The following is an 11,974-nucleotide window of genomic DNA, read 5'->3' on the forward strand; positions in this document are numbered from 1 at the left end:
CCGTCCCCGGCCCCCGGCGCAGACGTTACCGGCCGCGGGCGGCCCGGCAACATCACCCTGGGCGGTGCCGGGAGGCCATTTCCGTCACGTCCGGGCCCGTCTGCGTGTCGCCCGACTCCAATGGGTGATTCCCGGCTTCGCTGCAATTTGCGCATGCGCCCCGCGACCCGCTGTTATGAGGTCAATTCGGATAAGTGTCCGCCAGCATGTCGAAACAGTGCCAGGATGGATGAGCCAGGACGTAACGGACTGATGTCCTGATGGCACCCCAATCACACTCCAGTCGGGAGGAATCCTGTGCGCCTCACTGCGCTGCAACGAATCGCCGTCGCGTTCGCGCTGGCCGTGCCCGGGGCGGCGATCGCCACGGTCATCGCCGCGCCGCCGGCCCATGCCGCGAGCTGTTACACCTGGAATCGGACCCTCACCCAGGGGAGCTCCGGGGAGGACGTCCGCCAGCTGCAAATCCGGGTGGCCGGCTGGGCCGCGTACCGGGACATCGTCCGCGTCGACGGCCGGTACGGTCCCGAGACGGCGGCCGCGGTCCGGCGGTTCCAGTCGGCGTACGGCCTACGCGTCGACGGCATTGCCGGCCCGCAGACCTTCGCCAAGATCTACGAGTTGCAGGACAACGACTGCACGCCGAAGCACTTCAGCTATGCCGAGCTGGACAACGGCTGCGGCACGGGTGGCTGGACCGGCGGCCCGCTCTCGTCCAGCGCCACCCGGACGAACGCCCTGCGTCTGATGTGGAAGCTCGAGGCGCTGCGCCACAGCCTCGGCGACCACGCCATCCACGTCAACAGCGGCTTCCGCAGCTTCGCCTGCAACCGGCAGGTCGGCGGCGCGTCGGACAGCCAACACCTCTACGGCAACGCGGCCGACCTCACCTCGGGCACCTCGTCGCTGTGCCAGATAGCCAAGGAGGCCCGCAGCCACGGCTTCAGCGGGATCTTCGGCCCCGGCTACCCGGACCACAGCAATCAGGTCCACGTGGACGCGCGCCGCGAGAACAACGCTGACAAGAGCGCGAACACGACCGTCTGGTCCGCCTCGCGTTGCGGGATCTGACCCACGGCCGAGCCGACGTCGACGGCGGCCCGACGCAGGGATGGGTTCCTGCGGCCGGGCCGCCGTCCCGTCGCCCCGGGCGAGCAGGTTCGGGCGTACCCCCGAACCGGCCCTCCGGCTCGGCGTGGCTGACGCCACGCCACCACCTGGAGCGGTCAGCTCGCCCGGGACCAGCGCGGCCGGTACGAACGGGAGGGCATGTGCACGAATGGGTTGCCGTGCCGCACCAGCGCGTCGATCTGGCGCTCGTTGAGGCCGTGGGCCGCCAGCACCCGCCGGTGCAGCCGGCAGGGGTACGCGGCCCCGTCGTTGCAGCACTTCGGTCCGGCGGGCCACTCCTCGGCGGCGTGCACCACCACCGCCCCGGACCGCGAGCCGGACATCCTCCGGGGTCAACTGCGCCGGCACCGGCACCTCACCCAGGACCTGATCGATGGGATCCGTCGACTGCTCACCAACTCGCACGGCAGGCCTCCTGCAGCTCGGCACCGGTACGGCCGACCCGTCGTACCACATCCTCGCCCCCTGGTACGGCCCGGAAGCGGCAGCAGGTCAACCCCGCCAGGCGCCGAGCAGTTCCTCCGGCGAGACGATCGATACACCCGCCACAGCTGCCTCGGACCGGGATACCGCCACCAGCGGGACCTGCTCGTCCGCGCCGGGCAACTGGGATCGGTGCATGAGCAACCGGCCCAGGTCATGGGCGTCGAAGGGCCTGTTCTCCAGCCACTTCACGGACCCGACGAAGGTGATCCGGCGAGCGACCGGCGCCCGGTCCGCGCCGACCAGGTCGATGTCCGGATCATTGGTACGGGTCCAGTAGCCGCCGACCACGGCGGTGTCCCCCGGCAGGCCATCGGCAGGAAGACGGCGCAACGACTCCCGCACCACCGGTTCCACCGCCCGTCCCCGCCAGGACGTCCACGAGGTAGTGATCCGGCGCAGGGTCAGATCACCCCGTCCCCGTTCGATCTCCGGCAGGTGGGGGCCGAGGAACGACAACCAGAACCGGAGGTAGGAGTCGGCCACCGTGTAACGCGTCTCCCGGGACGGCCGGGTGGAGAGCGGGGTGGCCACCTCGACGATGCGCTTGGCGACCAGTAGCCGCAGGGCGCGATTGAGGGAGGCCTGCGGCAGGTCGCCAGCGGCTCGGGCGATGAGGGAGAAGGTCCGTTCGCCGGAGCCGATGGCCCGCAGTACCAGATCGGCTTGGGACTGCGGTGGGAACTCGGCTGCCAGCGCCCGTTCGGCGCTGACCAACAGGGCGGAGGTGGGATCCGTGACGGCGTCGGCCAGGTAGTCGTGCAACGAGGCGTCGGTGGGCCACTCGTCGAGAATCAACGGCAGTCCGCCCGAGACCAGGTAGGCGTCGAACGCGTCGGCCGCGGAGAGGCCCAGCATGTCCCGCACGTCGGCCGGACTGAGCGGCGGGATCACCATCTCGGTGGCCCGCTGGTGGAAGGGCCGTCCGTAATCGTTGAGCGCCTCCATCATGGCGAGGTCCGAACCGATGCAGAGGAGCAGCACCGGCAACCGGGACAACTCGCGGTCGAACACCTTCTGCAAGGTGCCCTCGAATCCGGGATCTGTGGCGATCAGATACGACAACTCGTCGAGGACAACCACGCTGGGACGATCCGACGGCAGTGCGGCGGCGAGCAGGGTGAGGGCCGCATCCCAGGTCGCCGGGCGCTGGCCGGCGAAGAGGTGGGCACCGGGCAAGCTGGAGCCGGCTGCGGCCTCCACGAACAGGGCGAGATCGGCGGCGACGGTCGGCTGCGCGGAGGCGGTGAAGAACAGGTACGGCAGGTCGGCCCGGTCGACGAACTCCTCCACCAGTCGGGACTTGCCCACCCGACGCCGTCCGCGCATCAGCAGGGCGCGGCCCGGGCGTCCCGCTCGACCGCCGCGGCTGACCCTGCCCAGCATGCCTTGAAGAGCTGCCAGTTCCCGGGTCCGTCCCACGAATCCCCGCATACGCTCACCCACGATACTCTCATCCGCGATACAACCAAGAATGATAGCAATACTGCCGGCCCGGCTTTCGCTCAACAGCGGTCCCGCAGGAAGGCGTACGCGCGGGCGCGCATCTGCGGGGTGAAGACGTGGCCCGCGTCGTACATCGCCAGTTCGGCCCGGTCCCCGAGCACGCGCCGGGCGCCGTCGAACACCTCCGCCGCGCCCCGGCTCCACCGGTCGTCCGACGTCGCCGAGATGAGCAGCGCGGTACGCCCGAAGCAGGCGATGACGTCTTCCAGGTCGTGCCGCGCGGCGAAGCCGGGCAGCACGAACTCGGCCTGCACTCCGGTGTCGTGGCTGAGCGAGTACCGGTAGGGGATGCACCCGCAGTGCGACACCGACGCGGTGATGCGGTGGTCGAACGCGGGTGCCCACAACGCCATCCGGCCGCCGTAGGAGTGGCCGATGAAGCCCAGCCGGGACGGGTCCACCTCCGGGCGGGACGCCAGATGGTCGAGCGCCACGGACACCTCGTGCAGGCACGAGGCGAGCAGGGTCCGCCCCTGCACCAGTCGGGTCGACAGTTCGAACCAGGTCACGTTCGACCGGCCGTCGGGGCTCCAGTTCCGCTCCTCGAACCCGATGGCGTCCGGGGCGATCGTGACGAATCCACGCTCTGCCAGCTCCCGCGCGTACGCCTGGTCGGGGTTGCCGGCGAGACCGACCACCTCGCTCTTGCCCAGCGCGAACTGCCCGGCGTGCTGGTGGTGGCAGAAGACCCCCGGCAGCGACCGGTCGGCGCCCTTCGGGACGCACACGTACGCCGACACCCGCTGGTCGGCGGTGACGGCGTAGCTGACCTTCTCGCGGACATAACTGCCGCAGTCCACCGACTCGAGCACCCGGACGTCGAGCGGAACGCGCTCGGGGCGGGGGCCGAGAAAGGCCTCGATCGGCTGGTACTCCACCTGCTCGGTCACGGCGATGATCGTCTCACCGCCGGCGACCGGGCCTGCGCCGGTCAGACCAGGCCGGCGTCGTGGACGAGCAGGGCCACCTGCACCCGGTTGTTCAGGTCGAGCTTGGTCAGCAGCCGCGACACGTACGCCTTCACCGTCGCCACGCTCATGAACAGCTCCGCCGCGATCTCGGCGTTGGTGCGGCCCTGCCCGAGCGCGACCGCGACCTCCCGCTCCCGCTCGCTGAGCCCGTCCAGCAGCCGCAGCGCCCGGTCCCGCCGGGGGTCCGCGCCCGCTCCCGCTGGGGCGGCGGCGGTCACGTGCCGGATGAGCTGGCGGGTCACCGTCGGCGACAGGGTCGCCTCCCCCGCCGCGACCCGGCGGATCGCCTGGACGATCTCGGCAGGTGGCGTGTCCTTGAGCAGGAAACCGGCGGCGCCGGCCCGCAGCGCCCGCAGCACCTGGTCGTCGGCGTCGAAGGTGGTCAGCACCAGCACCTCGGGCGGCCGGGGCAGCGCCCGCAGCGCCTCCGTCGCGGTCAGCCCGTCCACCCGGGGCATCCGGATGTCCATCAGCACCACGTCCGGCGCGTGCGCCTCGACGGCGGCCGGCACCTCGCCGCCGTCGGTCGCCTCCCCGACGACCCGGACGTCCGGCACCCCGCCGAGGATCATCGACAGGCCGGCCCGGACCAGCGCGTCGTCGTCGACGATCAGCACCCGCACCGGGGCCGCCTGCGGCCCGCTCACGACGCCGGCCAGGGCAGCCAGGCGGCGAGCCGGAAGTCGCCGTCGGCGTCGCGCCCGTGTTCCAGGCGGCCACCGGCGAGGCTGACCCGCTCGGCCACCCCCACCAGCCCGGTCCCGGTGCCGGGGATCGGGTGCGCCAGGCCGCCCACCGGCCACGGGTTGCGGATCTCCACGGCGAGGCCGTCCACCGGGCCACCGGCCAGCCGGACGGTCACCACCGTCCCCGGGGCGTGCTTGCGGGCGTTGGTGAGCCCCTCCTGCACGATCCGGTACGCGCTGCGCCCGACCGCCACCGGCACGGCCGCGGGGTCGACGACCTGGTCGACCAGGTTGACCCGGACGCCGGCTGACCGGGACTCGGCGACCAACGCGGGCAGGTCGCCGAGGGTGGGTTGCGGGCGCTCCGGGACGGCGGTCTCGGCACCGTCGGGTTCGGCGCGCAGCACACCGATCACCTCGCGCAGGTCCTGCAGCGCGGCGTGCGCGCTGGCGCGGATCACGCCGGCCGCCCGGGCGACCTCCTCCGGTGGCGCGTCCGGGCGGAACTCCAGGGCGCCGGCGTGCAGGCTGAGCAGGGAGATCCGGTGGGCGAGCACGTCGTGCATCTCCCGGGCGATCCGGGTGCGTTCGAGCTGCCGGGCCTGATCGACGCGGAGCTGCTGCTCGGCCTCGGCCCGGTCGGCGCGCTCCCGCAACGACAGCACGAGCTGCCGCCGGGCGCGGACGAACATCCCCCACGCCAGCACGGTCCCGCTGATCACCACACCCCAGGCCGTGCTCGCCCAGTACGGCATGTCCGGCTCCGGCCGCAGGTAGCCGAAGGCGAAGTTGGTGCACAGGCCAGCCGCCGTGACCGCCAGCGCGACCGCCGTGCGCCGGTGCACCACCACGGTGAAGTAGACGATCAGCAGCGGCACCGCCCCGGCGAGCGAGAACGTGGTCAGCGGCAGGGTGGCCACCGCCAGTCCGAGCGGCCAGCGCCGGCGAGACCACAGCAGCCCGCAGCAGAGCAGCCCGACCAGCGCGTCCGCCGCGATCATCCAGTCGTACGGCAGCGGCACGGCCATCTCCGGATGCGGCTCGGTGGCGTCCGCCGTGACGAGCAGGACCCAGCCGAGGGAAAGCAGGAAGCAGAGGCTGTCGACTATCCAGTCGCGGGTGGTGCGCCGGGGGTGGGCCCGGACCCGGTCGGCCGGCACGGCCAGCGCCCCGGGCAGCAGCCAGGGATGGTCCGGGACGACGGCGCTGGTCACGCGCCCATGCTAGGCAGGCACCCGCGCCCCGAACCAGCTACCAAAGTCGACACCCTGGCACCACCAACGTCGGTGCGGTCGCCGACCGCCGGCCGCTGCGCGTGCCCGGGCGGCGCGGGCAGCCTGGTCGGCATGATCGAGGTCGCACACCTGACCAAGCGGTACGGCCCTCACCAGGCCGTCGACGATGTCTCGTTCCGCTGCGAGCCGGGCACGGTGACCGGCTTCCTCGGCCCGAACGGCGCGGGCAAGTCCACCACCATGCGGATGATCTGTGGCCTGACCCCGCCGACGTCGGGCAGCGCCACCGTCGCAGGGCTGCCCTACCGGCAGTTGGGCAACCCCGGCCGGGAGGTCGGTGTGCTGCTCGACGCGTCCGCGCAGCACGTCGGGCGCACCGGCCGGGAGGCGCTGACCGTGGCCGCGAGCACGATGGGCGTGGACCGGCGGGAGGTCGCCGCGAAGCTGGACCTGGTCGGGTTGAGCACGACCGCGGCGAAGCGCCGGGTCCGGGCGTACTCCCTCGGGATGCGGCAGCGGCTCGGCCTGGCGCTGGCCCTGCTGGGCGACCCTCGTGTGCTGATCCTCGACGAGCCGGCCAACGGCCTCGACCCGGAGGGCATCGTCTGGATGCGCGGGCTGCTCCGCGACTTCGCCGACCGGGGCGGCACCGTGCTGCTCTCCTCGCACCTGCTCCGCGAGGTGGAGGCGGTCGCCGACCGGCTGGTCGTGATCGGCAGCGGCCGGGTGGTGGCCCAGGGCGGCAAGGACGAACTGCTCGCCGGCGCCGGCACCCTGGTCCGGGCCCGCGACCGCGGTGCCTTGCGCGTCGCGTTGGACCGGGCCGGGCTCGACGCCGCCCAGGTCACCGAGGGCCTGCTGGTCCGGGCCGAAGCCGAGGCGGTCGGGCAGGCCGCCGCCGACGCGGGCGTCGCGCTGACCGAGTTGCGGCCGGCCAGCAGCTCCGGTCTGGAACAACTCTTCCTCTCCCTCACCTCCGACGCGTCGACCAGGGAGGACCTCCGATGACCACCACCACACCGGCACCCGCCCCGGCCACCGTCGCGCGCCGGGCCGAGCGGCGCCGGCCGTCCCTGGTCCGGCTGACCGGAGTGGAACTGCGCAAGCTCACCGACACCCGGGCCGGTTACTGGCTGCTGATCACCATCGGTCTGCTCGCCGCCGGCATCGTCGCCGTGCAACTCTTCGTCCTCGACCACGAGCAGCAGAACTTCGCCGACTTCTTCGTCCCGTCGCTGCTGCCGGTCGGGCTGCTGCTGCCGGTGTTGGGCATCCTGTCGATCACCGCCGAGTGGTCGCAGCGGACCGCGCTGACCACGTTCACCCTGGTGCCGAGGCGGGAGCGGGTGGTCTGCGCGAAACTCGCCGCGATGGTGCTGGCCGCGCTGGCGTCGGTGCTGGTCAGCCTCGCCGTGGCGGCCGTCGCCACGCTGCTGGCGCGGGCCACTGGTGGCGCGGGCGCCTGGTCGTTCGAGGAGTCCATGCTGCTGCACGCGGCCGTGCTGCAGGTCGCCAGCGTGCTGATGGGTGCGGCGTTCGGGCTGCTGTTGCTCAACACGCCGCTGGCGATCGTCACGTACCTGCTGCTGCCCACCCTCTGGTCGGTCCTCGGCGGGATGATCTCGGCGTTGCGCGGGCCGGCCCGCTGGTTGGACACCGGGGTGACGATGGAGCCGCTGTTCGGGCCGGACGTGACCGCTGGGCAGTGGGGGCGGCTGGCGGTGTCGCTGCTGGTCTGGCTGGTCCTGCCGCTGGCCGCCGGGCTGGTCCGGACGCTGCGGCGGGAGGTGTCCTGACCGTGACCACCCCGGGTTACGGCGACACCACGGTGGTCAGCGGCGGCGCCGGGGAGCTGGTGCTGATGTGGGCCGGATTCCCGCTGCTCGGGGCCGGGCTGGGCGCGGCGCTCACGGCCGCGTCCGGCTGGCTGGCCAGCCTGCCCTGGTTCCCGTTCCAGGGCTGGTTCGCCCTGCTGGCCCGACTGCCCGACGAGCGCGCGTACCCGGGCGGGGCGGCGGTGCTGGCGCTGGTCGGGCTGGTCATCGCGTACCTCGGCACTCGGGAGCGGCTGACCGTGACGGTGGGCCGGACCGGGGTGCGGCTGCACCGCGACGGCCACGGCCGGGACGTCGCCCGGGCTCAGGTCGCGGGGGTCTTCCTGGACGGGCAGGCGCTGGTGCTGCTCGACACCGACGGCGGGGAACTGGCCCGGGAGAAGTCCGACCTGGACCAGGGGAAGCTGCGCGCCGCGTTCGCCGGGCAGGGCTGGCCGTGGCTCGACCAGGACCCGCACCGGGCGGCGTACCGGCGCTGGGTGGCGGGGCTGCCGGGGCTGCCGGCCGGGGCGGACGCGCTGCTGCGGGCCCGGCAGCGGGCGGTCGAGGCGGACCGTGGCGGCGAGGCGCGGGAGCTGCGCGGAGAGCTGGCCCGGCTCGGGGTGGTGGTCCGCGACGCCGGGAAGCGGCAGTACTGGCGGCTGGTCCCGGGCCAACCCGACCGGGACGGCGACCGCCGGTAGCGCGGGCCGGTGGGCACATCCAGTCGCCCCCTGGGCCCAGTGACCGCCCGGCGCCGCGGCCGGCCGGTGAGCGCCGTCGCAGGACGGCGACGGGCCCGCGCCGACGTGCGGCGCGGGCCCGAAGGGGTACGGAACTACTTGGCGTTGCCGGTGTTGGTCACCCGGAACGTGTAGTCCGCGTCCAGGAAGGTGAGGTCACCGGTCGGCAGGTTGGAGATCAGGACGGCGAAGTCGTCCTGCTTGCCGTTGGCGCACTTCGTCGTCAGGCCGCTGGCGGTGAACTGGTCGCCGGTGGTCCGGTAGACCCAGTTGCCCGCGCCGTCGGTGGTCTCCCCCGGCGAGGTGACGCCCGGCGTGAGGTCGCAGTGGCTGACCACCTGGACCGTCCAGTTGTTGTCCTGCACGCCGCTGGTGGTGAACCAGTTGCCCGGCGCCGAGGCGAGGTTCGCGTCGGCGCCGTTGACCCGGACGTCGTCGACGAACCAGCCGGTGTCCATGTACGCGGCGTCGGTGGAGTACCGGAACCGCACGTCCGTCGCGCCGGCCGGCAGGTCGGCGGTCAGGTGCAGGTACTGCGGTTCGTCGACGAAGTACCGGCCGCCGGAGGTGCCGGTGAGGCCGTTGCCCTCCTCGTTGTTGCCGTGCGGGTCGTCGTTGGTGGTGACGACCTGGCCGGCGTCGTTGCGCACCGGCACGGTCACCCAGTTGCCGTTGACGAGGGCCTCGACGAAGCCGTAGTCCCAGCCCTCCTCGATGAAGTACCAGCTCCAGAAGTCCAGCGAGGTCACGCCGCCGGAGGTGTCGACGTCGAGGATGTTGTCGTTCTGGCTCTCGTACCCCGCGTACCAGTGGGTGGTGCCGGTGTGCGGCGGGATCACCGTCTCGTCGTCGCCGTCGAAGGCCAGCGCCACGGTCGGGCCGGGGTTGCGGAACCGCTCGACCGACATGCCGAACGGCACGGCGGTGGTGTCCTGGCGGTTCTTCAGCCGCGCCCACTTGGCCTCGGGAGTGGCGCCCTGGTAGTGGCCCCGGCCGCCCCAGAAGACGTCGTCGGCGATGTCGATGGTCCAGGTGGTGTCGGCCGGGTCGCCGAAGTTGAACGCCTTGATGTCGTAGATCGGTGACTTCTCGTCGTCCAGGTAGACCGCCACCGACCAGTCGCGGAACAGGTCGGCCGCGCTGCGCAGGTGGGCGCCGGTCGCCGCGTTGAAGTCGTCGATGGCGTTCTGCACGCCGGCCATGCCGTCGGCCTGCTCCTCGAAGATCTTCTTGATGAGCAGGTCACCGGCCTTGCCGTCGTACTGCTTGTCGGGGGTGTAGGTGCCGTCGCCGTTGCCGCCGGCCTGCTCCCACAGGTACTGGAAGTAGGTGAACGAGGCGCCGTAGTTGGCCAGGGTGCTGCCCCACCGGGTCAGCGAGGTCTCCTCGTAGAAGACCTGCTGGTTGCTCAGGTGCGAGCCACCGGCGTCCAGGCCGTTGAGGAAGATGGCGAAGTCGGCCAGGCCCTCGTCGACCCAGGACAGCTCGCCCGGGTCGCTGTAGTTGTGCAGCAGGTGCTGCAGTTCGTGGGCGACCGTGCCCTCGTACAGCTCGGGGCGGTCGTTGGCCGGGTTGTTGTCGCGCCACGGCGAGTCGTTCGGGCCGACCCGGTTGGCCCAGTCCAGGGCGTCGACCACGATCACGTTCATGCCGTTGCTGTCGATGAAGTCCGGCGCGAAGTAGCCGGCCGTGTACGAGGTCTGCGCGCAGTCGTAGTACGCGTCGTCCTGGATGTTGTAGAGCACCATGACCAGCGAGTCGCTGGCCGGCTCGTCCGGGTCGGCCGCGTCCATCGGGCCGAAGTGTTCCTCGTCCACGGCGACGATCTGGTTGGCGAGCTTGTCGCCAACGTAGTTGATCTGCGCCTGGGTGAGGGTGAACTGCGCGGCCGTGGCGGTGGCGCACGGCTTGAACCCGTCGCCCGGGTTGTGGTCGAACTGCGGATCGAGGCTGGCTACGCCGACCGGCGCGGTGCCGTCGAGCGGGGTGCCCTTCGGGACGTAGATGTAGACCGGGGTGCCGTCCGGCGTGGTGTTGGCGTACACCCGGGTGAAGTCCTGGTTGTAGGTGCCGCCCGCCGCGCTGTCGTTGATGGGCAGCGTGATGGTCGGCTCGCCGGGAAGGTTCAAGTGGTCGTTGGCCTGGGCCGGGGCCGAGACCGTGAAGGCGAGCGCCGTGGCGCCCGCCACCGCGGCCGCGATCCGGCTCGGTCGTCTCATTCGCACGCGGATGCCTCCTGCCGATGAGGCGGTGATCAGCTCCGGCCACCGCCGTCGGTAACACGTCGTCCCCTGCGCATGCTGCGCGAAGCAGCAGCTGAACAGGGGAATGTGGCTTCAGGCAACCACTTGCGACAGTGGGTTGCGAAGCGGCGGCAGGTCACAAACGCGGCACGAACGGTCGTCACATTCCGCCGTACGGATGATTGCCGCAGGCCGTCCTGCGGTCGATGGCCTGGTCGGCCCAGGAGCCGGCCGATGCCGAGCGCGACCGCGACCCGGGTTGCCGGCACCGCCCGGAGCGGGCCGAGGGCGGCGAAAACAGACCCCGCGATCGCGTGATGTGCGGCTGGTCGAGCCCGCCGGACGATCAGCGGCATGACCACGATCCAGACGCAGCGGCCCAGCACCGGGGGCCCGGCCCCCGCCCGGCCCCGGGTCGCGCCCCTGCTGGGGCCGGGCTTCGTCGCCGCCATCGCCTACATCGACCCGGGCAACGTGGCGACGAACCTGACCGCCGGTGCCACGGCACCGAATCAACCACGGCTGCCGAGGCAGGGCGGGCGTTCTAAATGAAAGCCGCTCGGAATGGTGACGCCGGAGCGCCAGGCAGGTGTCACGGAGTTCCGGCCCGCCCGCTACCGTTCCGGATCGGGGAGGTGCCGTGTACGTCGTATCGGTGATCAACTACAAGGGCGGGGTGGGCAAGACCACCATGACCGCCAACCTCGGGGCCGAGCTGGCCAACCGGGGGATGAAGGTACTGCTGATCGACCTCGATCCGCAGGCCAGCCTGACGTTCAGCTTCTACGAGCCGGACGACTGGCGGGACCGGCTACGCGACGAGCGCACGGTCAAGCGCTGGTACGACGGTCTGCGCGGGGACACTCCGGCGGTGACCCTCGGGGAGCTGGTGGTCTCCCCCGGCCCGGCGAACGCCCAGCTGAAGGGTGCCGGGCGGCTCGACCTGATCGCCTCGCACCTCCAGCTCGTCGACATCGACCTGGCCCTGGCCCGAGGCGTGGCCGACGGCGACGAGTACGACGCGGAGCTGTTCCGGGTCCGCGGCTCGCTCGACCAGGGCCTGCACGACCCGGCGCTGGACCCGTACGACCTGGTGCTCATCGACTGCCCGCCGAACTTCAACGTGGTCACCCAGTCGGCCATCATCGCCAGCGACCACCTA

The 11,974-nt window shown here is 72.0% G+C and carries 12 protein-coding genes; 6 read left to right on the forward strand and 6 right to left on the reverse strand.

Annotated elements, in window-relative coordinates:
- Positions 1-297 precede the first annotated feature (297 nt).
- Positions 298-1,071, forward strand: a complete 774-nt coding sequence (locus tag FXF52_RS11360) for a D-Ala-D-Ala carboxypeptidase family metallohydrolase (RefSeq protein WP_148796216.1) — start codon at positions 298-300, stop codon at positions 1,069-1,071.
- Between the two features lie 155 nt (positions 1,072-1,226).
- Here the strand turns inward: FXF52_RS11360 and FXF52_RS11365 are convergent, their stop codons facing one another.
- From FXF52_RS11365 to FXF52_RS11385, 5 genes are all read right to left on the reverse strand, one after another.
- On the reverse strand, positions 1,227-1,454 hold the full coding sequence (locus FXF52_RS11365; RefSeq protein ID WP_255471848.1) for a hypothetical protein: 228 nt from the start codon (positions 1,452-1,454) through the stop codon (positions 1,227-1,229).
- Between the two features lie 169 nt (positions 1,455-1,623).
- A complete protein-coding gene (locus FXF52_RS11370) occupies positions 1,624-3,060 on the reverse strand; it encodes a DUF234 domain-containing protein (protein WP_255471849.1) in 1,437 nt (478 codons plus the stop codon).
- Positions 3,061-3,119: 59 nt separating this feature from the next.
- Positions 3,120-4,010: a dienelactone hydrolase family protein gene (locus FXF52_RS11375; protein ID WP_187413446.1), complete on the reverse strand. Its 891-nt coding sequence runs from the start codon at positions 4,008-4,010 to the stop codon at positions 3,120-3,122.
- Between the two features lie 41 nt (positions 4,011-4,051).
- Complete coding sequence (locus tag FXF52_RS11380; RefSeq protein ID WP_370517937.1) at positions 4,052-4,738, reverse strand: response regulator; 687 nt, start codon at positions 4,736-4,738, stop codon at positions 4,052-4,054.
- Positions 4,735-5,991, reverse strand: coding sequence for a sensor histidine kinase (locus FXF52_RS11385; protein WP_148796218.1), 1,257 nt, complete (start codon positions 5,989-5,991; stop codon positions 4,735-4,737). Before FXF52_RS11385 ends, FXF52_RS11380 begins: the two co-directional genes overlap by 4 nt.
- A 132-nt stretch (positions 5,992-6,123) precedes the next feature.
- Between FXF52_RS11385 and FXF52_RS11390 the strand changes: the two genes are divergently transcribed.
- The 3 genes from FXF52_RS11390 to FXF52_RS11400 are packed head-to-tail and all read left to right on the forward strand — an operon-like array spanning position 6,124 to position 8,530.
- Positions 6,124-7,020 (forward strand): ABC transporter ATP-binding protein, encoded by an 897-nt coding sequence (locus FXF52_RS11390; RefSeq protein ID WP_148796220.1) that lies wholly within the window; start codon positions 6,124-6,126, stop codon positions 7,018-7,020.
- Positions 7,017-7,808, forward strand: a complete 792-nt coding sequence (locus FXF52_RS11395) for an ABC transporter permease (protein ID WP_148796222.1) — start codon at positions 7,017-7,019, stop codon at positions 7,806-7,808. The genes FXF52_RS11390 and FXF52_RS11395 overlap by 4 nt, the downstream gene beginning before the upstream one ends.
- A 2-nt stretch (positions 7,809-7,810) precedes the next feature.
- The gene (locus FXF52_RS11400; RefSeq protein WP_148796224.1) at positions 7,811-8,530 is read left to right on the forward strand and encodes a hypothetical protein; all 720 of its coding nucleotides are present in this window, start codon (positions 7,811-7,813) and stop codon (positions 8,528-8,530) included.
- A 134-nt stretch (positions 8,531-8,664) separates the two neighbouring features.
- Here the strand turns inward: FXF52_RS11400 and FXF52_RS11405 are convergent, their stop codons facing one another.
- Entirely contained in the window at positions 8,665-10,788 is a 2,124-nt protein-coding gene (locus FXF52_RS11405) for an immune inhibitor A domain-containing protein (RefSeq protein WP_255471857.1), read from the reverse strand.
- Between the two features lie 378 nt (positions 10,789-11,166).
- Here FXF52_RS11405 and FXF52_RS11410 point away from each other — a divergent pair, with 378 nt between their 5' ends.
- Complete coding sequence (locus FXF52_RS11410) at positions 11,167-11,364, forward strand: hypothetical protein (protein ID WP_222870495.1); 198 nt, start codon at positions 11,167-11,169, stop codon at positions 11,362-11,364.
- Between the two features lie 88 nt (positions 11,365-11,452).
- On the forward strand, positions 11,453-11,974 hold a 522-nt coding region (locus tag FXF52_RS11415; RefSeq protein ID WP_148796228.1), incomplete at its 3' end, for a ParA family protein.

This window comes from Micromonospora sp. MP36 (assembly GCF_008119785.1).
Lineage (GTDB): Bacteria > Actinomycetota > Actinomycetes > Mycobacteriales > Micromonosporaceae > Micromonospora.

Coding starts and splice junctions, on each gene's coding strand:
- FXF52_RS11405 (WP_255471857.1), bottom strand. CDS start 10,788: ATGAGACGACCGAGCCGGATCGCGGCCGCGGTGGCGGGCGCCACGGCG.
- FXF52_RS11410 (WP_222870495.1), top strand. CDS start 11,167: ATGACCACGATCCAGACGCAGCGGCCCAGCACCGGGGGCCCGGCCCCC.
- FXF52_RS11395 (WP_148796222.1), top strand. CDS start 7,017: ATGACCACCACCACACCGGCACCCGCCCCGGCCACCGTCGCGCGCCGG.
- FXF52_RS11390 (WP_148796220.1), top strand. CDS start 6,124: ATGATCGAGGTCGCACACCTGACCAAGCGGTACGGCCCTCACCAGGCC.
- FXF52_RS11365 (WP_255471848.1), bottom strand. CDS start 1,454: ATGTCCGGCTCGCGGTCCGGGGCGGTGGTGGTGCACGCCGCCGAGGAG.